The sequence below is a fragment of the Dietzia sp. NCCP-2495 genome, from assembly GCF_026011735.1.
Taxonomy (GTDB): Bacteria; Actinomycetota; Actinomycetes; order Mycobacteriales; family Mycobacteriaceae; genus Dietzia.
In genome coordinates this window covers 58,303-82,311 of the sequence record NZ_BRVN01000011.1, presented here as the reverse complement: position 1 = coordinate 82,311, position 24,009 = coordinate 58,303, and the positions used below count along the sequence as shown (strand labels likewise).

Sequence of the window (24,009 nt, the reverse complement as noted above, 5' to 3'; positions counted from 1 at the left end):
CGCCGAACGCCGTGGGGCGATCCCACACCAGAATCATATACCCCCGGTGGGTACATGATTCGAGTCGTCAGGTTTCTTCACGAGATCTTGACCTTGGCACCGAGGGAGCGAGGTGGGCGCCCCAGGACACGTTGCCCGAGGCTGGTCGATCGGGCTCGGAGAACCGCGGTTTTCGGACTGGCCCCTGAAAGCACCCTCTGCCGGTGCCCTACAGCGCCCATCATTTCCTGCTGCTCTGCGGAGCCGGCCCCGGTCACGGCTGACCGCCGAGCTGGAACGAGATTATCGATCGCGGTAATCCGTTAAGGTGACTCCCACCGCTCAGCGACCGGCCTCGATGTTCGACCGCGAGAAAGGGGAGAGACCGTCATGTCCTCAGGGATCGTGTCCGTGGCTCTGGTGGCGCTGTCTGTCGTTGCTCTCTTCTATGCATTCCACCGCGTGGCCAGCATTACCTCCGACCCGTTGACAGTCCTGCCGGCCCAATCCGGGTGGGCACCGCAGGAGCACGCCCTGTCGCGGTTCCACGCACGCTGGTACCTCGCCTCGATCGTGTTTCTGGCCTTCGACGTCGAGATGCTCTTTATGTACCCGTGGGCCGTGGTGGTGATCGAGAAGGGGCTCTCTGCGGTGGTGGAGATGTTCCTGTTCCTTGGTGCCCTGCTAGTCGCCGTGGCCTGGGCACGGCGAGAAGGCGCATTCCGATGGGCTTGAGCCCGTTTCTCGCCCGCCTCGCCGTCCAGGCCACCCGGGTGCTCGTCGTCGAGGCCCCGGGCCAGTGGGCGACTCGGATGGAGCTTGAGCAACAGCTACTCCGTCGCGGGTGGCGGATAGCCAGTAGTCCGGCTCAGGGGGACGTGCTCGTCGTGTGTGGTGCGCCGGGCCCTGAGCTGTCGGATCTGGCGAACCGCCTCTGGGAGCAGATGCCCGGCCCTCGGGTGCGCATCGGCATCGCCTCGCCCGGAGCGGTGGTTCCCGCCCTCGACAATGCCACTGCGCTCCTGCTCGACACTTCCCATCACCGGACCGACGCCCGCGAACGGGCGCAGGAGCCCTCGATGTCCGATCACGCGAACAATGCTGATGGCGAAGGGCACGAAGGGCACGTGGGTCACGAAGGACACGAGGAACACCAGGGCCACGGTGGACACTCGGACCACGACGAGCACGCGGATCGCCAGGCGCACGAGGGCCACGAAGACCATGGCGGGCATGGTGGCCACGAGGGCCACGCAGACCACGGCGGGCACGAGGGCCATGAAGGCCACGGGGATATGGACATGGCTCCCGCCGGGATTCCCTTGGCCGAAGGCGGGGAGGACCGCGACGGCCTGGAGATGGATGTTCTCCATCTGCCGCTCGGTCCGGTATTGCCGTTCTGGCCGGCCGGGCTCGTGCTGCACTGCTCGCTACAGGGGGACGTTGTCGTCGACGCCACCGCCTCGGTGATCGACGCGACGGAGCACAGGGCCGGAGCACCCGGTCGGCCCACGGACCACGCGTCTGCCACGGTGACCCAATGTGATCAGGTCATGGCACTGCTGGCACTGGCCGGTGCCGAAGACCTGGCGGACTGCGCCCGCCGTGCCCGGGACGGGATTCTGACGGGCGATCCCGGTGCCGCCCGTGACGCCGTCGAGCGTCTGCACCGGAAGGTTCGCAGGTCGCGGCTGCTGCGCTGGTCATTGCGGGGCGTGCTGCCGCTCGGCCCGGCCGATCTGGAGCGCCACGGCTTGCCGGGGCACTGCCTCGGGGATGCCCACGACCGGTTGCTGGCCCAACTGGAACGGATCCGCGTCGAGGTCGGCGGCGCAACGCCGGACCGGGCGGATGGCGGCTCAGCGCAGGAATCTGCGGACAAACTAACTGTGCCGTGGGCGGTGGTGCCGGACCTGGTGACCGGTTTGGAGCTGGGCACTGTGCGCTTGGCGGTGGCGAGCCTTGATCTGGGCTCGCATCCTGCCGTCCGGGAGGTGGGGCATGTCTGAGACCGTGGTGACGACCGTGTCCGGTGGGTGGGCCGTGCTGGCCGGGGTGATCCTGTGTGGGCTGGCGTTGTTCGCGGTGGCGCTGGACGGGGTGCTCTCGTCGCCGGCGCGGGGCGGCGGTCGTGGCGGGCCCACTCCCCTGGCCCGTGCGGCCCGTCTGTTGCGGCAGCGTCGCCGCACGACGGTCGCCGCGGACACCCTGCTGTGGCGGATCGGCGGCGCGGGCATGCTGGTCGGGGCGTTCCTGATGATCGCCGTGATCCCGCTGGGCCGCTGGACACTGGCGGACCTCGACGTGGGAGTTGTGTGGTTCAACGCCGTCGACGTCATGGTGTGGGCCCTGGTCTGGCTGGCGGGGTGGGGCGCCAACTCCATCCACGGTCTGGTGGGCGGTTACCGCTTCCTCGCGCACGGGCTGGCCTATGAGCTGCCGCTGATGTTCGCATTGGTGGCCCCGGCGATCGCCGCCGGCAGTCTGGCGGTGGGCGACGTCGCGGCCGCGCAGGACGGCGTGTGGTTTGTGGTGTGGATGCCGGTGGCGTTCCTGGTCTTCCTGATCGGCGTGACCGGCTTCTCTGTATGGGGTCCATTCGCCCCGGCCCTGTCCGCGGACATCGTCGGCGGGGTGACGGCCGAACTCTCGGGGGTCGATCGGCTGGTCCTGCAGGCCGGGCGCTACCTGTTCCTCACCGCCGGGGCGGCGTTCTCGGTGCCGCTCTTCCTCGGCGGTGGTGCCGGGCCCGTCCTGCCCGACTGGGCGTGGGTGCTGGTCAAGACAGCGCTGGTGCTGACGGTTCTGGTGTGGGCGCGGCGCAAACTTCCGCTGCTGCGACCGGATCGGTTCATGGAGATCGGCTGGACTGTCTTGCTCCCGGCCGTCGTGGCCCAGGATCTGCTTGTGTCCCTCGTCGTGGTCTGGAAGGGCTGAGCCGTGCTGGTCGGGATCGTGTTCTGGGTACTCGCTGTGGTGGCGGTGACCGCGGGGACGGCCGTGTTCGTGGTGGACTCGATGGCCCGGGCCACCTACGCGCTGGCGGCATCGTTCATCGCCGTGGGGGTGATGATTTTGCTGCTGGGTCAGAGCTACCTGGGCATCATCACGATTCTGATGATGGTCATGGAGATGGCGGTGATGGCGGTCTACATGGTGATGTTCATGGGCATGAACCCGGCGCTGATGCCGATGGACATGACCCACGGGAAGAAGACCGCGATCGGCACCTCGGTCGGGGTCTTTGTGCTGCTGGCCGCCGGGGCGCTGCTGATCCCGTGGCCCGAGCGACGTGGCGCCCCACCCGAGGACCTCACCAACGCGCTGGGCCTGGAGATCATGGGCGAAAAGATGTTGGTGATGGCCGTGGTGGGCGCGGTCATGGTGGCCACCATCGTGGCCGGGATCGTCCTGGCCGCCGGGCGCACCCGCTACGACCGGCTCGGCGACGATCTGCGGCGCCGCCCGGCCGACGACCCCCAGCCGGGAGGTGTGGGTCGATGACCCTGGAGGCCGTTCTGGTGGTGGCCGCCGCCCTGTTCGCCGTCGGGCTCTACGGGGCCCTGTCCCAGCAGGTGGTGGTGATGGTGATGATGGGCCTGGAGTTGATGATCAACGGGGTGCTCCTGGCCGCCGCGGGGTTCTGGTGGTTCCTGGCCCCGGGCCCCTCCGGGCAGGTGCTGCTGCTGGTGGTGCTGGCGGCCATGACCGTGGAGATGGCCATGGGCTTTGCCGTGGCGACGCTGTTGCACCGCAAGCGGCAGACCGACATGACCGACATGGCCGAGGATCTCTCCGGATGACCGCCGACCAGACCTTGCTGCTGACCCTGGTGGTGCTCCCGGCTGCCGTGGGTGCGGTGCTCGCGCTGACCCGGGCGGAGCGGGTTGCGGCCCCGATCGCGGTATCGACCGCTGCCGTGACCGCGCTGCTGGCGGCTGTCGTCGCCGTTGCGCGGCCTGCGGTGGCGTTCCCGTTCATCGCCGGCGTCGACGTGGCATTGGAGGTCGACGCCCTGGCGGCGCTAACCCTGCCGATGGTCGCAGTGGTGACCCTTTTGGTGCTGGTTTTTGCGGCCGGCAACATCCGGGCGGCCCGGCCCCGCTTCCACGGGCTGATGCTGCTCTTCGCCGCCGCGGCCCTGATCACGGCCTCGGCCGCCAGCCTGCCAGCGCTGCTGTTTGCCTGGGAGTTGATGGGCGCGACCTCGTACGCGTTGATCGGGTTCTGGTGGCGGGACACCGACCGCGTCTCGGCCGGGCTCACGGCCTTCCTCACCACCCGTACCGCCGACCTGGGTCTCTACCTGGCCGCCGGCGCTGCCTTGGCCGGCGGCGCCGGTATGGGCCTGTCCGAGTTGCCGGCGGCGGAGAGCCCGTGGCGGCACGTGGTGGCGGCCGGGATCCTGGTGGCGGCACTGGGCAAGGCCGCGCAGCTGCCGTTCTCGTTCTGGCTCTCCGGCGCGATGAAGGGCCCCAGTCCGGTCAGCGCACTGCTGCACTCGGCGGCGATGGTGGCAATGGGCGGTTACCTGCTGCTGCGCGTGGAGCCGCTGCTCGCCTCCACCGGGTGGGCGGGCCCGGCCGCCGCGTGGATCGGGCTACTGACCGCGGTGGCGATGGGGATCGTGGCGTTGGCCCAACGGGATCTCAAACAGTTGCTGGCGGCGTCCACTGTGGCGCAGATGGGATTTGTGGTGCTGGCCGCCGGAGTGGGCGCGGTGAGCGGAGGTGCCGCCCAACTGGTGGCCCATGCCTCCACCAAGGCGCTGCTGTTCCTCGCTGCCGGGGCGTGGCTCACCGCGTTGGGCACCGAGAAGCTCACGGAACTGCGCGGGGCGGGCCGCCGATGGCCGGTGGTGGGCGTGACCGCGACCGTGGGAGCCCTGGCCCTGGCCGGGATCGCACCGCTGTCCCTGTGGGCGACCAAAGACGCGGTGCTGGCTGGGGCCCTGGAGACCTCGGCCTGGCTCTACGCCACAGGACTGGTGGCGGCGGCCCTGTCGGCGGCCTACTCCGGCAAGGTCCTATGGACGATCTGGCACCGCGGGGCCCAGGCCCGGGTCGAGGAGCCCACCGCCGGGCGGGAGGTCGGCGCAACGCAAGAGCTCGGCACCGGGCAGGTGGGGGCGCTCGAGCAGGCCCCGCTGGTCGTGCTGGCCGCGGGGGCGGCCGGGCTGTCGGTGTTGGCGCTGCCCCCGCTCAGCGGCGCCCTCGCCCAGGCGATGGGCGGGCACGGCGAGGTGACGGCGCTCGAGCTCGTGGTCTCGGCCGCCATCGCCCTGGCCGTGGTGCTGCTGATGCGACGTCTACGCGCCCCGAAACTCGGGTGGGCCGAGCGGTGGCTGGGGCTGGAGGCTGCTGCGCACGTTGTCGTCGTCGTTCCCGTCATGCGGTTGGCGCACCTCCTGGCCAGGTTCGACGACGCGGTCCTGGACCGCGCCGTGACCTCCGTGGCCGGGGCCGTCCCGATGCTGGCACGGTCCGTGGCGCGGTTCGACGACGAGGTCCTCGACGCCGGAGTCGGAGCAGCCGCACGGGCCGCCCATACGGCCGGGCAGGGCGCGGCCCGCCTCGATGACGCCGTGGTCGACGGCGCCGTCGAGGGCCTGGCCGGTTGGGTTCGCCGACTCGGGCACCTGGCCCGCACCCCGCAGACCGGGGCCGTCCACCAGTACCTCCTGCAGGCCGTCGCGGTGCTCACCGTGGCCGTGGTGGCCTGGACCGTCTACGCAGTGATGGGATGAGCATGCTCAGTCTGATCGTCTTTCTCCCCTTGGCCGCCGCCGCCGTCCTGGCCGCGGTGCCGGCGATCGGGCCGGCGGCCGCGCGATGGGCGTGGATAGCGGTGAGCGTGCTGGAAGTGCTGCTGGTTGCCGTGGTGTGGGCCGGCTACAAGGACCCGGGACCGAACGGGCTGGCGTTCGAGGAGCAGGTGCCGTGGATCCCGGGGGTGGGCAGCAGTTACCACGTGGGCATCGACGGGCTGTCCCTGCCGCTGGTGGCGATGACGGTCGTGGTGTTCTTGGCGTGCGCTGTGTACTGCCTGCGGGATTCGGACCGGCCGCGCGTGCAGGCGGCGCTATTTTTGTTCCTGCAGAGCATGAGCCTCGGCGTGTTCGTTTCGGCCGACCTGATCCTGTTCTTCGTCTTTTTTGACCTGTCGATCGTGGGAATGTACTTCATCATCGCCGGGTGGGGCCACGGCAATGCGGCCCGGTCGGCGCTGAAGTTCTTCCTCTACACGTTCCTGGGGTCGCTGGCCCTGCTGCTGGGTTTCATCGGGCTGTATGTGTTCTCGGCGCCCCACACCTTTGACATCCCCGAGCTGGTCGCCGCACCCCCGCTGGCCGGTGAGCCGCTCGCCGGGGGGCTGGTGCTGGCGGCGATCCTGGTGGGCTTGGCCGTCAAGACCCCCACCGTGCCGTTCCACACCTGGCTTCCCCCGGCCCACACCGACGCCCCGGCCGCCGGCTCGGCCGTCCTGGCGGGGGTGTTGCTGAAGATGGGCGCGTACGGCTTCGTGCGGATCGCCATGCCGATGCTGCCCGAGGTCTGGCGGGCGTGGGCCTGGGTGATCGTGGCCGTGGGAATCGTCTCCGTGCTCTACGGCGCACTGGTGGCGCTTGCCCAGACCGACCTCAAGCGGATGATCGCCTACACCTCCGTCAACCACATGGGCTACATCGTCCTGGCCCTGGGTGCGGCCGGGCTGCTGGTGGAGGGTGCCGAGCAGGCCCGGTCCGTGGCGGTCACCGGCGCGATGGTGCAGATGGTCAGCCACGGACTGATCACCGCCGCCCTGTTCTTGCTGGCCGGGGTCATGCAGAGCCGGGCCGGGACCTACGACCTGGGTTCCTATGGCGGGCTGGCCGGCCCCGCCCCGCGGTACGCGGCGCTGTTCGCGATCGGCGCCTTTGCCTCCCTGGGCCTGCCCGGGTTCTCCGGGTTCATAGCCGAGTTCCAGATCTTCGCCGGCAGCGTGGCCGTGGCCCCGGTGACCGCAGTGGCGCTAGTGGGCATCGTGATCACCGCCGCCCTGTTCCTGCGGGCCCTGCAGCGGGTCTTCACCGGGCCCGCCGCCGGGCGCTCCCCCGGGTTCGCGGACCTGCGGGCGCACGAGCTGTGGTCGGCCGGCCCTCTGCTGGCGCTGTCCGTGCTGATCGGAGTGCTGCCGCTGGTGCTGCTCGGGGTGATCGAGCCGAGCTCGGCCGCCCTCGTGGAACTGGTGGGACGGTAACCCGTGGACGCCTCCATGCAGATGAGCCCCGGGCTGCTGCTGCCCGAGATCATCGTCTTTACCGGCGGATTGGCGGTGCTACTGGGCGGATCGTTCCTCCCCCGGCAGCGCCAGTGGATCGCCCGCGCCGCGGCCGCCCTGGCGCTACTGGGCGCCGCGACCGCCGCCGCGGTGGCTATGGCCGGGCCTGCGCAAAGCGCCTTTGCGGGTACCTTTGCCGTGGACACCGCCACCGGCGCCGCACGGGTGATAGCCACCCTGGCCACCCTGCTGATCCTGGGGGTGGCCTCCGGGGAGCTCAAGGACTCCCCGCGCGAATCCGACACCTACGCCCTGCTGCTCTTCGCCACCACCGGGGTGATGGTCCTGGCCGGGATCACCGACCTGTTGGTGCTGATCGTGGGATTCCTGCTGGCCAGCATCCCGCTGTACGGGATCATCGGACTCACCGGCGGCCGCTTGGGCGCCGAGGCGGCGGTCAAGACCTACCTCATGGGGGCGCTGTCCGGGATCCTGCTGATGCTGGGCGTCACCGTGCTCTATGCCCTGGCCGGAGGCACCGACTACGCCCTGCTCCGGGAGGCGTTGCCCACCGCACCGGACGCCGCCGTGGGGACAGGCATCCTGGGGGTGCTGGCCGGGCTGCTGTTCAAGGCCGGCGGGGTGCCGATGCACTTCTGGGTGCCCGACGCCGCCCAGGGCTCCGGGGTCACCGCCGCCACGTTCCTGACCACCGTGCCCAAGGTGGGCGCGCTGGTGGCCGTGTACCGGTTGGTGGCCACGGTCTCCGCCGAAGAGCATTCCTGGTTGCTCGTCGCCGCCCTACTGGCCACCGCCTCGATGTTCCTGGGCAACCTGGCCGCCTACTGGCAGACCGATCCCCGCCGGCTACTGGGCTGGTCGACCGTGGCGCAGGTGGGGTTCCTGCTGGTGCCCGTGGCCGCAGCCGGGCGCAGCGACCTGGCCCTGCCCTCGCTGTTGTTCTACCTGGCCGCCTACGCCGTGACCAACGTCGCCGCCTTTGCCGTGACCGCTGCCCTGCCCGAGCACCGGACGCTCGCCGAATACCGCGGGCTGGCCCGCTCCCGCCCAGGGTTGGGACTGACCGTGCTGGTGGCGCTGCTGGGGCTGGTGGGCACCCCGCCCCTGGCGATCTTCGTGGGCAAACTGACCACCGCCACCGCCGCCTGGGACGGCGGTCACGGGTGGCTGGCTCTGGTGGTGGTGGTCAACAGCGTGATCAGCCTCTTCTACTACCTGCGCTGGTTCGCCCCCGTCTTCGCCCGACCCGACTCCCAAGCCGCCGAGTTCCCCGGACGCGGCGGGATGGCCGCCTGGCCGGCCGTCACGGCCGCGGTCGCCGCGACCGCGAGCCTGGCGCTGGGCGTCCTGGCCGGTGTCCTGTGGGCTGCCCTCGACGGCCCCGGGATCCTGTAGGGCTGGGAGCGGCAGCCTTCCCCAGCCGGAAGGGGCGTCGAGTAGGTGCGGGAGGGAGCCGGGGGCCGTACAGGAGAGCCCGCTTATAGGAGAGAACCCCCTAGATCGTCGGTTGTCGCCGTAGGACCTAAGTCGCACACCCAGTCGAGCAACGACTACAGCGGCGCCGCGGGTTCAGCCAATGGCGCTGAGGAGGTCGCTGCAGGCCTTTTCGCAACGACGGCAGGCGTCAGCACACAGCTTGCAGTGCTCGTGCATGTCGGCGTGAGCCTCGCAGTCTTCGGCGCAAGTAGCGCACGCGGCACGGCAGGCCTTGAGCAACTCGGTGACCACGGTCAGGTTGCTGCCCGTTCGCCGACTCAGGACGGAAGCGGTGGCGACGCAGACATCGGCGCAGTCGAGATTGGTACGGATGCAGTTCCGCAGGTCGGCAACCGCCTCTTCTGCCAAGCAGGCGTCCGCGCCGTGCGGGGAATCAAGGTAGGTCCGGTGCCAGCGACGCATGAATCGTGGCCCCAGGCCGGGGAAGAAACCGGCCGGTAGCTGTTCAACGTGCAACTGCGCGGTCGCGCCAAGATCAGCGATCGTGGCGTACCGCAGCACGAGATCGTCCTCCGTCGCCGGTCCCGGCCGTGGGCAAGGCGCCGTCCGCGCACGGTAGAGCAGGCGGTAGCGCCACGTCGGTCGACACATAAGCTGACTCCCTTCTTCGGTCAAATCAGACCGGGCCCGGCCACTTGCGCGCCGGAAATGCCAGTTCGGTTAGTGGGAGAGCGGCCAGAGCTCGGAAACTCGACAGTGAAACTTGCATCTCGGCCGGGCCCGTCACTGTGCGCTCGAATGTTCCCGCCGTGGGCTTCGACGAGTGCGCGAGTGATGGTCAGGCCGATACCGCTGCCGCCACTGGGGCGCTCAGTCCTCGTAGACGAAGGACACGGACCATTCGCCGTTGAGGATCGACGGCTCACCGGCTTTGTCATAGAAGATCGGGACCGACCGGATGGCTAGGCCCTCGATCGGGCCATGCTCCGGGGTGCTCACCGGAATGAGTAGCTCGCCGGCACCGCCAGCCTCGACGATGTACTCGTTGGTACCGCCCTGACGCACCTCGTAGACGTTCATCGTCGACTCGCGCAGCTCGGTGGACAATCGGACGGTCAGTGTGTGCTCGCTGCGCACCACGAATTCGGGCACCGGGTTGGTGAAGGAGTTGCCGTCCAGGTCGGTCGCGGTGAAGGGCAGAGCCTTGACGGTGCTGCGGTCGGTGGCCACGGTGATCTCCGACAGCACACCGAACCGGGCTTCCGACCCCTTCCACGCCCCCAGGATGGCGGCGATCATGATGATCATCCACGCCAGGATCGCCCAGGTGGCCGGGCGGACACGGCGGCCGGTCAGTTCGGATTCATTGCGGGAGCTCACAGTTTCGTTCTGCCGATCTCTTCGTAGTCGGACTCAGGGAGCCACCGGCTTCCCCGAGGTGCCGCGAACGGTTCCACCTAGCCCAGTGTGGTTACCCGGCTCGCCTCGCACGGTGCCAAAAAGCGTCTCCTGCCCGAGTCGGACCGGGGCGATAGCCGGCCCCGTTTCTTTCATTGCGCGGAGTTGGATGCTGCGCTTTCTAAAGCAGATATCGAGGCTGCGAAGTGCTCCTCAACCGTTCAGTTCAGGCCAGCATAGGAGTGCAGACCGGAGACCACGATGTTGATAAAGAACAGATTGAAGACGAGCACCGCAAACCCGGCGAGGTTGATCCAAGCGGCCTTCTTGGGGCCCCAGCCACTGGTGGCACGGGCGTGCAGATAGCCGGCGTAAAGGACCCAAGAGACGAAGGAGGCAGTCTCTTTTGGGTCCCAGCCCCAGAAGCGACCCCACGCGCCCTCGGCCCAGACAGCGCCCAGCAGGATGCCCACGCTGTAGATCGGGAATGCGATCACAGCGGTGCGATAGGCCAGTCGGTCGAGAGTGTCGGCATGCGGTAGTGGGCGGGAAAGCCCAGAGCTCCAGCCCGTTTCCTGACCCTGCGGTTGCCACACCCGGATCAGGTACATGATCGAGGCGACGCCGGATATCAGCAGTATGGCCGATCCCAGCGAGATGATCGAGACGTGGATGGGCAGCCAGTACGACTGCAGTGCCGGCACGACGGGAGAGGCTTCGGAATACAGGTTGGTGCCGCCGAAAAACAGCAGGATCAGAACCGGTACCAGTACGAATGGCCAGGCCACCTGTAGGGCCGGCTTGCGCAGGAAAATCAGCCCGGCGCCCACTCCCAGCAGCGTGGTGGCCAGAATGAACTCGTACATGTTGCCCCACGGGAAGCGACCTGTGGCCACCCCGCGCAGGATCAGCGCAGCCGCTTGGAAGAGGAAGGCGATGATGATGAATAGCTGTGCGATCCGTGCCCAGCGGACACTGCCTGCGGACTCACGGTCCTCGTCTCCGGTGTCGGTGAGAGAGGTTGATTCTGTGAGCCCGGGCCCACCGGCACCCACTAGGTTCCGGCTTGATTTAGTCACCTTGGCTACCCGGAATCCGGCGTAGTAGATCAACGATGCGACAAGCGCCAGCACGTATAGACCGAACGCGGACCTATACGCCAGGTCGCTGTAGGTGGAGAGCGTCTCGTTGACAGGCAGTCCCTGCGCGAGAATTACAGTGTTCACCGGATGTTGTCCTTCCACGAAGCGTCGGGGTCGTCGCCTCGACTAGATGCAGTGTCGCCAGGTTCGGGAAATACGGGTGTAGCAGTAGCAATGGTGACCAGCCGGTCCCGGAGGTCATCGAATTCCCGGCCCCAGCCCGATCTGTCCGTCTTAGCGAGGCCACCCAGGTCGACGCGGGTCGCCTGGGCCCCGTCGACGATGATCCGTGCCCAGATCCTTCGGCGACGGACCAACAGGACGAGTCCACCCACCATGACGGCAGCGAACACGCCAACCCAGATCTGAGTAGGGTCCTCCGAGATCTGGATGTTGATGAACTCGTCGGCTCCGTCGAAGCGAACCTCGGTGCCATCGGGCAAGGTCGTGGATTCGCCGGGCATGAGGTTGACGCGGGCCCTACGCTCCAACGCGCCCGACTCCATAAGGTCGGGGTCCAGCGAGAAGATCGACTGTGCGCCGCCATTGTCCAGGCCGGCGTTGCCCTGGTAGACGTCGATCGCCACCGCCGGGTCGTCCATCCGCGGGAAACGGGAGCTGAGTATGGTGCCGTCGAACGAGGCGGTCGGTGCGAACAGCCCCTGGATGGCGATCTGCTGCTCAAGGCGGTCGTCGATGTCCGGGTACATGCCGGCTGGCGGATCAAAGCGCATGATGCCGGAGGAGAGAAAAGTCAACAGGTCCGTCGGTTGCCATTGCACTGTGTCTGTACGGGTCTCGCCGTTGGGGAACGTGACCGTGAACGTGGGCGCGAAGCCGTGACCTTGGAGGTAGACACGGGTGCCGCCGATGCGCAGCGGGTGGTTCACCTGCAACGTGTAGGGATCCCATGTGTCTGGATCGGTGGTAGTGACCTCCTCGCTGAAGCGAATGTTGGAGGTGAACATCTCCGCCTGGCCATTAGGTAGATAGTCGGTACGGAAGTCTTCGACCTTGATACAGAACGGCGCCAAATCAGTGCCGTCTACCAGCAGACCAGCCCGGAAGGAGTCGTACGCACTAGGCGTGGTGTTGCAGAAGGCTGGCGATTCCTCGTTGGCGATGATCACCCGCATGCCCTCCGCGTACACGAACTTGCCGGCCGCGAACGCGATGAGCAGGAATAGCAGGCCGAAGTGGAATAGGATGTTGCCCACCTCGCGCGCATATCCGCGCTCCGCGGACAGCTCGATGCTGCCCGACACGCGACCGTCCCCGTTGTTGCGACGGACCCGCCAGCCCTTGAGGCTCTTTTGGACCTGGTCCGCGGCCTGCTCCGGCGTGGCCGTGGTCCGGTACGCCGCATGATGCGGCAGGCGTGCAAGGTTACGCGGGGCGAGCGGCGGCGGGGCCTTGAGTTGTTTGACCAGATCAATCGACCGCGGTGTCAGGCAGCCCACCAGGGATATAAACAGCAACACGTACACGGCTGTGAACCACCAGCTGGAGAACACGTCGAACAGCTGGAGCTTGTCGAAGAACTCCCCCAGCCAGCCGTTGTCCGCGATGTACTGATTGACGTTTCCCTGGTTGAGGCTGCGCTGCGGCAGGAGTGCCCCCGGTATCGCCGCCACCGCCAGCAGAAATAGCAGAATCAATGCCGTGCGCATCGCGGTGAGAGTGCGCCATGAGTTGCGCAGGAACGCGGTGACCGGAGCTATCCTAGGCACTGATTTGAGTCCCCTCTGCCGTTCCCGGTGCGACGAGCCGGATCGAGGGGCAGCTCCGGTGGGGCGTCGCCGGCTTCATAGCATCATCAGCACCGCTCTAGCACGCATAGTCACATCTGGAGATTGTCCTTCGCTGACCCCATTGATCCGGTCGGGGTTTGATGAAGGTCTGATCAAGATCGAGCACGCGGTAGGCGCCAGTGGCAGACCTACGACGATGATTGGCCTTATGTCCACATCCGATTCTCGAGACGCCGGACCTGAAGGTGAGTCACCGACCACTCGCGCGACCGCAGGGTTGCGGGCGATGGTCATCGAAGACGAGCGTGAGCTCGCCGACCTCATCGGTACCTATCTGACTCGTGACGGCTTCGACCTCACGGTCGTTCATGACGGGCAGGACGCAGTCGACCTGATCCGGCAAGTCGATCCCGACGTCGTCGTGCTAGACCTCGGCCTTCCGCGACTGGACGGCGTCGAAGTGTGCCGCCAGTTGCGCACCTTTTCCGATGCGTATGTCGTCATGCTCACCGCCCGCACCGAGGAGGTCGACACCCTCATCGGACTGTCCGTGGGAGCCGACGACTACATGACCAAACCGTTCAGCCCACGAGAGCTCATGGCCCGCATCCAAGTCATGCTGCGCCGTCCTCGATCGTCTACAGCCTTACGCTCCCCGTCCGCGGCCTCCGAACACAGAGAGCTGCGAAGGATTGGGGCACTGGCGATCGACGTCGAAGGCCGCGAGGTCACCGTCGACACCACCCCGGTTCAGTTGACCAGGACCGAGTTCGACCTCTTGGCGGCACTGACGCGAGACCCCGGCTTGGCGCTGTCCCGGACGCAGTTGATCAGTGCCATCTGGGGGTCTGACTGGGTCGGCGACACGCACCTGGTTGATGTCCACATCGGGCACCTGAGACGCAAGCTCGGAGACACTGCGTCCCGGGGCGCATACATCCGCACCGTCCGCGGTGTCGGCTACCGCACCGGAGATGGTCAGTGAGCCGGATCGACCTGGGTGACAACGTGACGCGCCTCAAGCGGTGGTTCACCACTGCCACCTTCGGTACCCGGCTACTGGCGGCGCTCGCTTTTGTGATGATCGGTTTCGCAGTCAGTGCCTGGGTCGTCGCCGCAATACTTGCCCCCGGGATCTTCCACGAGCATCTGGAGATGGCCGGACTGTCACAGAACTCCTCCGAAGCAGCCCATATGGAGGAGGCATTCAACTCGTCAATGATGCTGTCTTGGTCGATCGCACTGGCGGTATCGGTGATCTTGTCGCTGGCTGTCAGCGGCTACATCGCCCGCCGCGTTCAACGATCGATCACCCCGGTCACCCGATCAGTCCAGCAGATCTCCGGTGGACAATACGACTCACGAGTGCACGAGCCGAGAATAGGTCGTGAATTCGACGATCTTGTCGTCAGCTTCAACGAACTGGCACGACGACTAGATGCCACCGAAACCACACGCCGACGGATGCTCTCAGATCTTGCACACGAGTTGCGGACTCCCCTGGCCACGCTCGAATCCCACCTTGAGGCGATCGAAGACGGTGTCCGTGCACTCGACGACGACACGCTGCGCATTCTGCGAACCGCGACTGGTCGGCTAGGCCGGCTCGCTCACGACGTCAGCGCGGTGTCCCGAGCCGAAGAACACCTCACGCGTCTCATCCCCATCGGTACCGACACTCGCAGCATCATCGCGGCCGCGATCGACGCCCTGCGCCCCGAGTACTCGCACAAGAATGTGATGCTCCAAGCGCGTATTGATCAGGCAGTACCGATCACTGTCGACAGTGATCGAATCAACCAGGTCCTGACCAACCTTTTGCACAACGCGCTCCGCCACACCGATTCAGGTGGGATGGTCACCGTCACCAGTCGCCTACACAACGGGAACGTGGAGATCACTATCGCCGACACTGGTGAAGGCATCGCAGCGCAGCACCTCGACCACATTTTTGACCGCTTCTACCGCGTCGACACCGCACGCGACCGGGCACACGGAGGAAGCGGCATCGGACTCACCATCACCCGTGCACTCGTCGAAGCCCACGAAGGCCATATCCGCGTTCACAGTGACGGGCTCGGCCGCGGCGCCCGATTCACGATCTCCTTACCGCAGACCCCGGCTCATTCCAAGGGCTGACTCAGTTGGTCGCGATACCGTTTTGCCGGAGCCACTCGATGGGGTCGGCGCGCTCCCGTCCCTCGTTCAACCACACCTCGAAGTGCAAGTGTGAACCGGTGGAAAAGCCACGACTTCCCATGAGGGCAATCGTCTGTCCAGCCTGTATACGCTGGCCCGTGGACACGAGAACCTCTTCCATGTGTCCATAAACGGTCATCGTGCCCTCATCCGACAGCAGTCGGACCCAATTGCCGAACCCTTGCGCCGGGCCGGCATCGATGACGGTCCCGTCAGTGGCCGCCACGATCGGGGTTCCGATCGCGTTTGCGATATCGATGCCGCCGTGGAGCGAGCCCCAGCGTTGGCCGAACTCAGACGTGAGGGTCCCGACTGTCGGCATCGCTGCTGTTGGACGGCGCGCGGTCTCCTCGGCAACTTGCCGGCGAGCGTCGATTTCGGTGCCTGCCGCCAATGACGACACCATGGCGGCAGCGCTCTCCAGCGGGAGGTCGCCTTGCACCGCAACGGGCCCAGGCAGTTCAGCCGGGGGAAGGGCTATGTCTCCAGACTGGCCAGCAGGACTGATCGACTCCTCGTGCGCGATTAGGTGAATGTGCTCACCACCAGCCTCTGTGTGCTGGTCCACTAGAAAACTTATCGAGGACACGATGGCCCCGGCGGCGACCGTGACGACGACGACCTGATCGCGTAACTCGGGCCGGGCGGAGGGTTGGCGATGCGTACCGCCACCTCGAGGGCGACCAGAACTCGCCCAGATGTCGACAGTTGAAGGGTGTTCCTTGCGGTGTGCACGTCTTCGCTCCACTGCCGCCGTGTCTCCCCTGCCGCTATATCGTGATGGTTTCGTGATGTGACTTCTGCTCGAACTTAGACGAGCAGAGTCCCCGTCGCAAGAAGTGGGGGCCTCGTCACCCGTGTCGAAGAACGACCGGGAGCGGCCCCCACCAGCGTGCATCGTGCCTAGAGTCTCCCTCTGACCACAGCCTCTGGCAGCGTTCATCAAGCTGCCTGTTGCGAGTGTCAGGGACTACGTGGGCGACATGGGAAGGCCTTCGGAGGCTGGACGTCCTGACAGGCTTCACCCAGGTTCACCCCAACTGGCCGCGCACCAAATCAGCACCGCGTCAGCGACCGTCACGTCCGGGATCTTGATCAGACCTTCATCAAACCTCGACCGAATCAAGAGGTCAGCACAGCACAATCTCCAGATGTGACAGTGCGTGCGGCATTGGGGGACAAGTGGGGCGGGTCGCCGGCCGCCTCCCACCACGAAGAAGTGGACGAGCAGCTCGAGAAAGGGAAAGTGTCGCGATCACAAGATTTACAGATTTCCGGACGATTGTTGTTGCTCGCACGAGCGGTGGCGTTAGTGACAGTCAGCGCCCTCGGACTCCTCTTCACTTCGGCAGGGGTGCTGGTCCAGGACGGCACCAGTCTGGACGTCCACAGCTCGGCCGCCATCGCCCTTCATGTCCTCACCGGCGTGCTGGCTCTGGTTCTAGGGTGGCGCGCGTGGGCTACACGGCGAGGTCGCTGGGCTGCAGTCGTCGCCCTCGTCCTGTTCGGGGCCACGTTCGCCCAAGCGAGCTTAGGGGGCAGTTCGACCTTGGCATTCCACATCGGCGTAGCACTGGTGCTCACGGTCCTGTGTACGTGGCTGGCCGCCTGGACTTTCGGTAGATCACTATACGAGGAGATCGAATGAGACTGCGCAGGACACTCACCGCCTCCGGCTCCACCGCCGCCCTGCTCCTAGCTGTGGGCTGCGCCGGGAACGACACGGGCGCGCCAGAGCAGGCAGAGCAGCTCCAGACGGGCGAGAGAGCCGAGAAACAGGTCACGATGGCCGAGGTCCAGCAGAACGATTCGACCGACTCGTGTTGGACCGTGATCGAGAACATCGTCTACGACCTCACCGCGTGGGTCGACCAACACCCGGGCGGGCCGGACCGGATCGAGCAGCTGTGCGGCACAGACGGGACAGAGAGTTTCACCGACCAGCACAGTGGAGCGTCCGGGCCACAATCGCGGCTCGCCGAGTTCCAGATCGGGCAGCTCGCCGGGTGACCCGGCAGATATGCTTCCGATCCGCTCTGTGCGTCCCGGTCGGAGGCATGTGCCGGGCCCCGCTCCGGGGCCGCGCGTGTGGACTCAGCGAGGCCGTGAACGGGTTCGATTCGCTCCCCCCGCGACCTCTGCGGAAGACGAGAGCGCACCTCGCGAGCGTGACATGACAACACGACAGAAGAACCGTGGGCCGCAATCGGTGGTACTGCCAGCAGTCGGCCTCAGGATGGGCGGGGCCACCCCGAATCACTCGCGGTCAACGTCTTCTCGGCGGTGGCTAAATAGTCACCCCGTCGGCCGTGCGCTTGGTCGAATGGTGTCGTCATTGGGCGCAGGAGTACTGCTGTACACCAGTTTCCCGCCTCTATCCTTGTGGTTTCTCGCCCCGGCCGGTCTTGCCATTTTGGTTCTGTCGGTCCGAGGGATCGGCGTGCGCGGCGCGTTCGGATTGGGATACCTGGCTGGTCTCGGGTTCTTCGTACCTTTACTGCCCTGGGTGGGGGTTTATGTCGGCGCTGTCCCCTGGCTAGCATTAGCGGCGCTACAGGCCGTGGCAGTCGCTGTCTTCGCTGGGGCCACCGCGCTGGTGGCGCGGCTGCCCGGGGCTGCACTGTGGATCGCGTGCTGCTGGGTGGCCACCGAAGCGGTTCGAGCGCGCCTGCCCTTCGGTGGGTTTCCCTGGGGCCGGCTGGCGTTCGGTCAGACTGATGGACCATTGCTGGCGATCGCTCAGATCGCTGGGGCGCCAGGGGTGAGCCTGTCCGTTGCACTGGTGGGCAGCGCGACGGCTGCAGTGGTCGTCGGACTTGCTCGGCGCTCCGCCTGGCGCTCGGTGTCGCTGCTCGGGTCGATGCTTGTGACCGCCTCTGCACTCGGCTCGATGCCCGTCCCTACCGCAGCGGTCACCACCCCCTCTAAAACGGTTGCCCTAGTCCAGGGCAACGTGCCCCGACTCGGTCTGGATTTCAACGCGCAACGGCGCGCTGTACTGGACAATCATGTGGCTCGTACCGACGCTCTCGCCGCCGAGGTCGCCGCGGGAGTGAAGCCCGCACCAGATCTGGTAATATGGCCGGAGAACGCATCAGACATCGACCCGTTTCGCAATGCCGACGCTGCAGAGCGGATCGATGCGGCCACAGAGACGATCGGCGCTCCGATCCTTGTGGGGGCGGTGGTGTCCACTGGCTCCGGTACCACCCGAAATACAGCGCTGGTGTGGGAGCAAGGAACAGGACCTGGCGATGCGCACGACAAAAGACGACTGGTTCCATTTGGTGAATATCTGCCAATGCGATCGATCGTGAGCAAGCTTTCGCCTTATGCCGCGCAGGCGGGCAACTTCGTGCCCGGTAACGGCGATGGTGTGGTGACCATCGATGAGACACCGCTCGCTGTGGCCACCTGTTATGAGGTCGCGTTCGATGATCTGGTGGCCGAGTCGGTTCGGTCGGGGGCGCAGTTGATCGCGGTACCAACGAACAATGCAACCTTCGGCGATACCGACATGACCTATCAGCAGCTGGCGATGTCGCGGCTGCGCGCTGTCGAACACAACCGCACGGTGGTGGTAGCGGCCACCAGCGGTGTCAGCGCGATTATCGCGGCGAATGGCGATGTCCTCGAGCAGACCGAAATGTTCACTGCCGATGCCCTCGTCGCACAGGTCCCGCTCAATACCGAGTTCACACTTGCCACCCGATTACGTTCAATTCCTGAACTCATCATCACGGTCACCGCAGTATTCGCGATGCTGGTGGGGTGGATTGCTAGCCGCCGTCGGCGGGGCTGAGATCCCCGGCCATGAGTGCGCGCCGATATCGGGAGCGGACCCGTCGTCGGCCGGGCCGGCTGCAGGCGCTCAACGTGAGCATGTCGGGCAGGGCGCCGAGGGCGAGAAATTGATGAGCTCCCGCGAGGTAAGGGCGAGAGCCAGCTCGAGGATTGGACTCAGTAATCGAGCCTATTTCTCGGACGTAGACGCCGTCGGCGTTCAGCCTCAAATCTGGTGCCGTAGCGATCACGAACGGTCATCGTTACGAGGCGGTCATGGGCCACTGCCTCCGTGGCCGCATCCACCTCAGCAATATGACCGGATACGACATCAGGATCGATATCCCTGTCACCAGGTCCCACAGCACCGTCGCCTAGGCTGCCTTGCTCGTCGTTGCCCTGGCTACGTTGGCGGCGCCGCTCCCGGATTTCACTCCACAGAAAGTAGCCAAGCCCAATTGGCGCTAGAACTCCGAATGCAAGCCATTGAAGCCCATAGGACAGGTACGAACCCGCCTCGACTTCCGGTATCGGAGTTGGCTCGAGTGATCCTGGTTGACCTCCGGGGAGCTGGAGATGATAGCCAGCAAGATCGAGATCCAGAACCCGACCGATCGTCGAGGTTTCAATGGAGCGCACCATGTGACGATCGTGCAGAACTATCGGTTCGGCCGGGGTGTCGGTGGGCATTCTGAGCCTGGCGGTGATGGTCACTGGATCGGCTACCGCGGCCGGGTAGGTCGGCACCGTGTTGTTCTCGCCAACGCGAACCCATCCACGATTAATAAGCAGATCATCGCCGCCCTCGGTCCGAAATGCGCTGAGAACTTGGTAAACCTGTTCCCCGTCGACAGCTTGCTGCCGCAAGAGCACTTCGTCTTCGGGCAGATAGCGACCGGTTACTGTGACCCGATGCCACTCGGATTCGTCCAACGGCGCGTCCCGCGCCGTCAATTCCGTCAACGGCACTGGATCGGCTTCGACGCTGTGAAGAAGTTGGGAATTGCGCGTCTTCAAATCCTCGTTCTTGCCTAACTGCCATGGCGCCAACAGTGTGAAGCACGTATAGACGAACAGTGCGACGGCTATGAAGGAAATCAACCACCCCGGCGTCATCACGCGAAAGACCCTCTGCACGCCGTTCACGGTAGGCGTGGTGGTAGGACGGTCGGCATCGGGGCCCTCCTGCCGGCACCAGCTCCGGCGATCATTAATCGTGCCCGCCTCCCGCCACTGTCGGCAGGGATGGTTCCGATCCGGCGAGATCAGCGTGTTGCGTGCCGAATTGTGGCATCCGGGCCTGGATCGGAAGTGTCGAGCAGCAGGTCGTTGTCTACGTCCTCAGATGACGACGCCGTTCGCGGCCAACCATGACACCGAGTCGATCCACTGGCCGGCGGGATTCTGTACGCCGAAGTGCACATGCGGACCAGTCGAGTAGCCACGGTTACCGACTTCACCGATCACCTGGCCGGCGGTGACCTGCTGGCCTTCGGTGACGTAGTTGGCATTGTTGTGGCCATACTCCAAGAGATAGCCGTCATCGGTCTTGATGCGAATCCATAACCCATAACCGGAAGCGGGGCCGGAGGCCACGACCGTGCCGGACTTGGCTGCATACAAGGGTGTGCCGATCGGCGCAGCGATGTCGGTGCCATTGTGGTTAGCGCCCCACCGCGAGCCGAAGCCAGAGGTGATCGTTCCATCAGTCGGCCTGTGAGCTTGGCTGGCGACCGAAAACGCCGAAGACGACGACTGAGCAGTATCGAATCCGAGCGCCTGGCTCAGCCCGGGGGCCTGACTTGCATACTGGCGGACCGCGTCAGCTCCGATGCCATAGCGGGCGGCAGCCTCTTCGACCATCTGTCCGACGTGCTCGGGATCAGACGATTGGGCAGCGGCCACAGGGGCGACACTAAGCGCCGCGCCACCGGCGATTGCGGCGCCAGCCAGCGTGGTGGCGGCGATCCGGCCCACTCCCCTGGATCGGTTGGCGCGATGACGCCCACCAGCAGAGATGCGGTGGCCCACACCAAGCGAGTCCATGAGATCGGCGAACGGAACGCTCTTGGAGGAGCTCGACATGATTGATTCCTTCAACTTAAGCGATGGTCGCAGCTTCATACCGACGACCACTGGAGACTCCCGAAACGGTAACAGTTGCATATCGTCCGGTCACGGAGAGTTTCCTGAGAATCCAGAAATCAGCAGTTCATACGCCATTTGTTATTCATCTACGGCATCGCCCGACCGTTACCCCGACGTGATTTTTGGTTCGAACGCGGGCCGGCCGGAGCCACCCCGCAATCGTCCCGGGTGACTAAACCACGATCAACGCAAGCAGGATCAAGGTCCTTACTCCTGCCCCCTCCTCGTACCCGCCGGACGTGTGATGTCGATCGCTGCTGCCGCAGACTCATCGGGACAGTCGGTCTCCACCTGCACAGTAGAAAAGAAGAAGCCGTACCGATCCTGAAGCAAGTTGGAGGCGGATTGGAGAACGATCTGCGGATCGGCGCTTGCGGAGGTGCGCAGGTGGCCGGAGAACACGAAACGTCCACTGGTTAGTGCCCAAGCATGGGCATGATGGACGTCTTCCACCCCATCTATCGCTGCCAGGTCTTCAGTCACGTCAGACAGGTAGACCTCGTCGGGTGTGCCCTCCATGAGCAGATGGGTGGCGTCGCGCAGGATGCTCCAGCTTGCCCATACAAGCACGAAGCCGAACGCCAAACCGAGCAGCGGATCGATCAGCAAGAACCCGGTGAACTTGATCACTAGTGCGGTGACGATGATGAGCAGGCTGCCGACGAAGGTCTGGATGATGTGCCACAACGCGCCACGAACGTTCATGTCGCTGCGGCTTTGTTTCCAGATCAGGCTCAGAGCGACGATTTCGGTAAGCAAGCCTCCCGCGGCTGCCCACAGCATGGGCGTCGTGGGCAGGTCAACCGGAGCACTCATGCGCATGGCAGCCATCACGATCACCACCATCGCCATGATTAGCAGGAAACCGCCATTGACCAGCGCGCCTACGATCTCGGCGCGGTACCAGCCAAAGCTGCGATTTTCGTCTGCGGGGCGGCGGGCGAGTCGAGCAGCGAAGATGGCGACTAGGACACCACCGACCGCCGAGAAGGTGTGAAAAGCGTCCGAGATCACCGCAACCGAGCCGGTCCACAGCCCGATCGCCAACTCGATAACGAAGTAGATTCCCGTCAGCCAAGCCGAGATAGCCATACCCCACCCACGAGCCTGCACCTCCCCGTGTCCACCATGCCCATGCGCCATGGGGGTCTCCTTTTTTGCACTCGGAATCCGGTTCTCGTGTCAGCTGCACACTATGCATCGGTCTCGCGGTGCCCACAGCTTCTCTTGGGAATCTTGATCAGACCTTCATCGAACCCCGACCGAACCAATGGGGTAGGGGCGGCACAATCGTCCGGTGTGACTGTGCAGGCAAGAGTGGTGCTGATGCTGTGATGACGACGGATGTGTTCGGCAAGGGTGCGCAGCCCGGTAGCTGGGGCAGACGGGCAAGATGCCAACTGGCCGCAGTGGTGGTGAGTTCGCTTGTACTTACTGGCTGCGCTAGCGGCACTGATGCCGTCGCTTCAGGTGAGACGTTCGATTTTGTCAGCCCGGGCGGCCAGATTGAGATCTTCTATGATCCGCCGGCGGACCGCCAGAAGATCGCGCCGATGTCTGGCCCGGAAGTAGTAGATCCGGAGGCCACTGTGGCGGTCGCAGACTTTCCTGGCGAGGTGGTGCTGATCAACCTGTGGGGTCAGTGGTGTGCTCCCTGCCGGACGGAAACCGACGACCTGCAGCGACTACAGGACAAGTACCAGGCGCAAGGGTTCACCAATCTCGGCGTCAACTTGCGCGACCCGAATCGGCAAAAGCCTGTCGACTTCATCAAGGACAACGGGGTCACCTATCCCTCAATTTGGGACCCATCGCAGGCCGCGGTGGCAGCGCTACATGGTTTCCCCACCTCGGTGGTGCCAGCGACACTGATTCTCGACAAACAGCACCGAGTCGCTGCGGTATATCTAGCAGAGGTCACCGACACCCAGTTGGAGCCGGTCATCGAGAGACTGCTGGCCGAGCCTGCTGAAAGCGACGCTGCATGAACACGGTGCTGATCGCGCAATCCATTGGCCAGACGTTCCAACAAACAGCTGCTTCCGGGCCTTTACTTCTCGCGTTGGGAGCATGTGTCCTTGCGGGACTCGTCTCGTTCGCCTCGCCGTGCGTAGTCCCGCTCGTGCCCGGGTATCTGGCATATATGGCCAGCATCGTGGGTGCAGAGCGCCCGGCGGTGACCGTGCAAGCCGCCGAGCAACGCCGCGCCGAAGCCAGCACGCTCACTCTTGAACAGCAGCGTCAGCGGGTGTCATCGCGACGACGAGTCGTCCTCGCCGCGGTGCTATTCGTTGCTGGATTCACGGTGGTCTTCGTGCTGCTGTCGGCGATGGTGCTGGGCACCGTGCAATACCTCGCCCCCCAGCAAGAATTGCTGCAGCGGCTCGGCGGTGTGGTGACCATCTTGATGGGTCTGGTGTTCATCGGGGCCATACCCGCCCTCCAGAGGGACACTCGAATGCAGCCGAAAGCGCTTTCCACCTGGGCGGGCGCGCCGCTACTTGGCGCCGTCTTCGCCCTGGGATGGACGCCGTGTCTCGGACCGACGCTGGCAGCGGCGTTGTCGGTGGCCGCCGGAACCGGACTCGACGCCGCACGCGGAGTACTGCTCATCGTGGCGTACTGCCTGGGGCTCGGACTGCCTTTTATCGTGGTGGCCTTCGGTTCGACGAGAGCCATCCGCACGGTGGGCTGGCTGCAACGACACACGCGAACGATTCAGATCGTCGGCGGCATCATGCTCATTGTCGTCGGAATCTTGCTGCTCAGCGGCATATGGACGCAGTTCGTGTACTGGCTCCGCGACTTCGCCGTCTCAGACACCACTTTGCCGATCTGACAGTGCTCCGATGGTCTCTCCTAACTCGAGTCAAGTCTGTTCGAAAAGAACC

General features: G+C 65.4%; 24 protein-coding genes and 1 pseudogene. 15 read left to right on the top strand and 10 right to left on the bottom strand.

What is annotated here, in order from left to right; genetic code table 11:
- Positions 1 to 369 precede the first annotated feature (369 nt).
- A complete protein-coding gene (locus tag OPF83_RS11195) occupies positions 370 to 714 on the top strand; it encodes an NADH-quinone oxidoreductase subunit A (protein WP_264887539.1) in 345 nt (114 codons plus the stop codon).
- 95 nt (positions 715 to 809) lie between these two features.
- Here the strand turns inward: OPF83_RS11195 and OPF83_RS11190 are convergent, their stop codons facing one another.
- On the bottom strand, positions 810 to 1,259 hold the full coding sequence (locus OPF83_RS11190; RefSeq protein ID WP_264887538.1) for a hypothetical protein: 450 nt from the start codon (positions 1,257 to 1,259) through the stop codon (positions 810 to 812).
- Between the two features lie 15 nt (positions 1,260 to 1,274).
- Between OPF83_RS11190 and OPF83_RS11185 the strand changes: the two genes are divergently transcribed.
- From OPF83_RS11185 to OPF83_RS11155, 7 genes are read left to right on the top strand one after another with little or no spacing between them, the layout of a single operon-like run.
- A complete protein-coding gene (locus OPF83_RS11185; protein WP_007626389.1) occupies positions 1,275 to 1,988 on the top strand; it encodes a hypothetical protein in 714 nt (237 codons plus the stop codon).
- Positions 1,981 to 2,916, top strand: a complete 936-nt coding sequence (locus tag OPF83_RS11180; protein ID WP_017836399.1) for a complex I subunit 1 family protein — start codon at positions 1,981 to 1,983, stop codon at positions 2,914 to 2,916. The genes OPF83_RS11185 and OPF83_RS11180 overlap by 8 nt, the downstream gene beginning before the upstream one ends.
- Before the next feature lie 3 nt (positions 2,917 to 2,919).
- Positions 2,920 to 3,483, top strand: coding sequence for an NADH-quinone oxidoreductase subunit J (locus tag OPF83_RS11175; protein ID WP_064257203.1), 564 nt, complete (start codon positions 2,920 to 2,922; stop codon positions 3,481 to 3,483).
- Positions 3,480 to 3,782: an NADH-quinone oxidoreductase subunit K gene (locus OPF83_RS11170; protein ID WP_017836397.1), complete on the top strand. Its 303-nt coding sequence runs from the start codon at positions 3,480 to 3,482 to the stop codon at positions 3,780 to 3,782. The genes OPF83_RS11175 and OPF83_RS11170 overlap by 4 nt, the downstream gene beginning before the upstream one ends.
- Positions 3,779 to 5,725, top strand: a complete 1,947-nt coding sequence (locus OPF83_RS11165; protein ID WP_264887537.1) for an NADH-quinone oxidoreductase subunit L — start codon at positions 3,779 to 3,781, stop codon at positions 5,723 to 5,725. The genes OPF83_RS11170 and OPF83_RS11165 overlap by 4 nt, the downstream gene beginning before the upstream one ends.
- 2 nt (positions 5,726 to 5,727) lie before the next feature.
- Positions 5,728 to 7,218, top strand: coding sequence for a NuoM family protein (locus OPF83_RS11160; RefSeq protein WP_007626381.1), 1,491 nt, complete (start codon positions 5,728 to 5,730; stop codon positions 7,216 to 7,218).
- Between the two features lie 15 nt (positions 7,219 to 7,233).
- Positions 7,234 to 8,655, top strand: a complete 1,422-nt coding sequence (locus tag OPF83_RS11155; protein WP_375546253.1) for an NADH-quinone oxidoreductase subunit N — start codon at positions 7,234 to 7,236, stop codon at positions 8,653 to 8,655.
- Between the two features lie 174 nt (positions 8,656 to 8,829).
- Here OPF83_RS11155 and OPF83_RS11150 read toward each other — a convergent pair whose 3' ends face one another.
- The 5 genes and pseudogenes from OPF83_RS11150 to OPF83_RS11130 form a co-directional block, all read right to left on the bottom strand.
- Positions 8,830 to 9,258, bottom strand: coding sequence for a four-helix bundle copper-binding protein (locus OPF83_RS11150; protein ID WP_007626378.1), 429 nt, complete (start codon positions 9,256 to 9,258; stop codon positions 8,830 to 8,832).
- A 110-nt stretch (positions 9,259 to 9,368) separates the two neighbouring features.
- Positions 9,369 to 9,569 (bottom strand): annotated as a pseudogene (locus tag OPF83_RS11145) (ATP-binding protein); the annotation flags it as partial.
- The gene (locus OPF83_RS11140) at positions 9,568 to 10,077 is read right to left on the bottom strand and encodes a DUF2771 family protein (protein ID WP_007626376.1); all 510 of its coding nucleotides are present in this window, start codon (positions 10,075 to 10,077) and stop codon (positions 9,568 to 9,570) included. The gene OPF83_RS11140 and the pseudogene OPF83_RS11145, both read right to left, overlap by 2 nt.
- A 239-nt stretch (positions 10,078 to 10,316) precedes the next feature.
- Complete coding sequence (ccsB, locus tag OPF83_RS11135) at positions 10,317 to 11,321, bottom strand: c-type cytochrome biogenesis protein CcsB (RefSeq protein ID WP_264887536.1); 1,005 nt, start codon at positions 11,319 to 11,321, stop codon at positions 10,317 to 10,319.
- Entirely contained in the window at positions 11,318 to 12,907 is a 1,590-nt protein-coding gene (locus tag OPF83_RS11130; protein ID WP_264887535.1) for a cytochrome c biogenesis protein ResB, read from the bottom strand. Before OPF83_RS11130 ends, ccsB begins: the two co-directional genes overlap by 4 nt.
- A gap of 367 nt (positions 12,908 to 13,274) precedes the next feature.
- On the opposite strand from OPF83_RS11130, the gene OPF83_RS11125 reads away from it, so the two are divergent.
- Both OPF83_RS11125 and OPF83_RS11120 read left to right on the top strand, forming a co-directional pair.
- On the top strand, positions 13,275 to 13,973 hold the full coding sequence (locus tag OPF83_RS11125; protein ID WP_264887534.1) for a response regulator transcription factor: 699 nt from the start codon (positions 13,275 to 13,277) through the stop codon (positions 13,971 to 13,973).
- Positions 13,970 to 15,127 carry a cell wall metabolism sensor histidine kinase WalK gene (locus OPF83_RS11120; protein WP_264887533.1) on the top strand — a complete coding sequence of 386 codons (1,158 nt, stop codon included), beginning with the start codon at positions 13,970 to 13,972 and terminating at the stop codon, positions 15,125 to 15,127. Before OPF83_RS11125 ends, OPF83_RS11120 begins: the two co-directional genes overlap by 4 nt.
- A gap of 1 nt (position 15,128) precedes the next feature.
- On the opposite strand, the gene OPF83_RS11115 is transcribed toward OPF83_RS11120, so the two are convergent.
- Positions 15,129 to 15,593 (bottom strand): M23 family metallopeptidase, encoded by a 465-nt coding sequence (locus OPF83_RS11115; RefSeq protein ID WP_253701791.1) that lies wholly within the window; start codon positions 15,591 to 15,593, stop codon positions 15,129 to 15,131.
- A gap of 747 nt (positions 15,594 to 16,340) precedes the next feature.
- Between OPF83_RS11115 and OPF83_RS11110 the strand changes: the two genes are divergently transcribed.
- From OPF83_RS11110 to lnt, 3 genes are all read left to right on the top strand, one after another.
- Complete coding sequence (locus OPF83_RS11110) at positions 16,341 to 16,835, top strand: hypothetical protein (protein WP_223210127.1); 495 nt, start codon at positions 16,341 to 16,343, stop codon at positions 16,833 to 16,835.
- Positions 16,832 to 17,197, top strand: coding sequence for a cytochrome b5 domain-containing protein (locus OPF83_RS11105; protein WP_132064181.1), 366 nt, complete (start codon positions 16,832 to 16,834; stop codon positions 17,195 to 17,197). Before OPF83_RS11110 ends, OPF83_RS11105 begins: the two co-directional genes overlap by 4 nt.
- A gap of 313 nt (positions 17,198 to 17,510) precedes the next feature.
- On the top strand, positions 17,511 to 18,989 hold the full coding sequence (gene lnt, locus OPF83_RS11100; protein WP_264887532.1) for an apolipoprotein N-acyltransferase: 1,479 nt from the start codon (positions 17,511 to 17,513) through the stop codon (positions 18,987 to 18,989).
- 158 nt (positions 18,990 to 19,147) lie between these two features.
- Here the strand turns inward: lnt and OPF83_RS11095 are convergent, their stop codons facing one another.
- The 3 genes from OPF83_RS11095 to OPF83_RS11085 all read right to left on the bottom strand — a co-directional run bounded on the left by OPF83_RS11095 (position 19,148) and on the right by OPF83_RS11085 (position 22,261).
- Complete coding sequence (locus tag OPF83_RS11095) at positions 19,148 to 20,116, bottom strand: SURF1 family protein (protein WP_264887531.1); 969 nt, start codon at positions 20,114 to 20,116, stop codon at positions 19,148 to 19,150.
- Positions 20,117 to 20,311: 195 nt separating this feature from the next.
- Positions 20,312 to 21,055, bottom strand: a complete 744-nt coding sequence (locus OPF83_RS11090; RefSeq protein ID WP_081615259.1) for a M23 family metallopeptidase — start codon at positions 21,053 to 21,055, stop codon at positions 20,312 to 20,314.
- A gap of 270 nt (positions 21,056 to 21,325) precedes the next feature.
- The gene (locus OPF83_RS11085; RefSeq protein WP_264887530.1) at positions 21,326 to 22,261 is read right to left on the bottom strand and encodes a cation diffusion facilitator family transporter; all 936 of its coding nucleotides are present in this window, start codon (positions 22,259 to 22,261) and stop codon (positions 21,326 to 21,328) included.
- A gap of 191 nt (positions 22,262 to 22,452) precedes the next feature.
- Here OPF83_RS11085 and OPF83_RS11080 point away from each other — a divergent pair, with 191 nt between their 5' ends.
- Together OPF83_RS11080 and OPF83_RS11075 are read left to right on the top strand one after the other, a co-directional pair.
- On the top strand, positions 22,453 to 23,106 hold the full coding sequence (locus OPF83_RS11080) for a TlpA disulfide reductase family protein (protein ID WP_081615263.1): 654 nt from the start codon (positions 22,453 to 22,455) through the stop codon (positions 23,104 to 23,106).
- Positions 23,103 to 23,957, top strand: coding sequence for a cytochrome c biogenesis CcdA family protein (locus tag OPF83_RS11075; protein WP_043568439.1), 855 nt, complete (start codon positions 23,103 to 23,105; stop codon positions 23,955 to 23,957). The genes OPF83_RS11080 and OPF83_RS11075 overlap by 4 nt, the downstream gene beginning before the upstream one ends.
- The last annotated feature ends 52 nt before the right edge of the window (positions 23,958 to 24,009 follow it).

What these genes read in the sequence shown, in the direction of transcription:
- OPF83_RS11195 (WP_264887539.1), top strand. Translation starts at nt 370, where the DNA reads ATGTCCTCAGGGATCGTGTCCGTGGCTCTGGTGGCGCTGTCTGTCGTT.
- OPF83_RS11190 (WP_264887538.1), bottom strand. Translation starts at nt 1,259, where the DNA reads ATGGCCCTCGTGCCCGCCGTGGTCTGCGTGGCCCTCGTGGCCACCATG.
- OPF83_RS11185 (WP_007626389.1), top strand. Translation starts at nt 1,275, where the DNA reads ATGGACATGGCTCCCGCCGGGATTCCCTTGGCCGAAGGCGGGGAGGAC.
- OPF83_RS11180 (WP_017836399.1), top strand. Translation starts at nt 1,981, where the DNA reads ATGTCTGAGACCGTGGTGACGACCGTGTCCGGTGGGTGGGCCGTGCTG.
- OPF83_RS11170 (WP_017836397.1), top strand. Translation starts at nt 3,480, where the DNA reads ATGACCCTGGAGGCCGTTCTGGTGGTGGCCGCCGCCCTGTTCGCCGTC.
- OPF83_RS11165 (WP_264887537.1), top strand. Translation starts at nt 3,779, where the DNA reads ATGACCGCCGACCAGACCTTGCTGCTGACCCTGGTGGTGCTCCCGGCT.
- OPF83_RS11160 (WP_007626381.1), top strand. Translation starts at nt 5,728, where the DNA reads ATGCTCAGTCTGATCGTCTTTCTCCCCTTGGCCGCCGCCGCCGTCCTG.
- OPF83_RS11155 (WP_375546253.1), top strand. Translation starts at nt 7,234, where the DNA reads ATGCAGATGAGCCCCGGGCTGCTGCTGCCCGAGATCATCGTCTTTACC.
- OPF83_RS11130 (WP_264887535.1), bottom strand. Translation starts at nt 12,907, where the DNA reads ATGCGCACGGCATTGATTCTGCTATTTCTGCTGGCGGTGGCGGCGATA.
- OPF83_RS11125 (WP_264887534.1), top strand. Translation starts at nt 13,275, where the DNA reads ATGGTCATCGAAGACGAGCGTGAGCTCGCCGACCTCATCGGTACCTAT.
- OPF83_RS11115 (WP_253701791.1), bottom strand. Translation starts at nt 15,593, where the DNA reads ATGGTGTCGTCATTGGCGGCAGGCACCGAAATCGACGCTCGCCGGCAA.
- OPF83_RS11105 (WP_132064181.1), top strand. Translation starts at nt 16,832, where the DNA reads ATGAGACTGCGCAGGACACTCACCGCCTCCGGCTCCACCGCCGCCCTG.
- lnt (WP_264887532.1), top strand. Translation starts at nt 17,511, where the DNA reads ATGGTGTCGTCATTGGGCGCAGGAGTACTGCTGTACACCAGTTTCCCG.
- OPF83_RS11090 (WP_081615259.1), bottom strand. Translation starts at nt 21,055, where the DNA reads ATGTCGAGCTCCTCCAAGAGCGTTCCGTTCGCCGATCTCATGGACTCG.
- OPF83_RS11085 (WP_264887530.1), bottom strand. Translation starts at nt 22,261, where the DNA reads ATGGCGCATGGGCATGGTGGACACGGGGAGGTGCAGGCTCGTGGGTGG.
- OPF83_RS11080 (WP_081615263.1), top strand. Translation starts at nt 22,453, where the DNA reads ATGACGACGGATGTGTTCGGCAAGGGTGCGCAGCCCGGTAGCTGGGGC.
- OPF83_RS11075 (WP_043568439.1), top strand. Translation starts at nt 23,103, where the DNA reads ATGAACACGGTGCTGATCGCGCAATCCATTGGCCAGACGTTCCAACAA.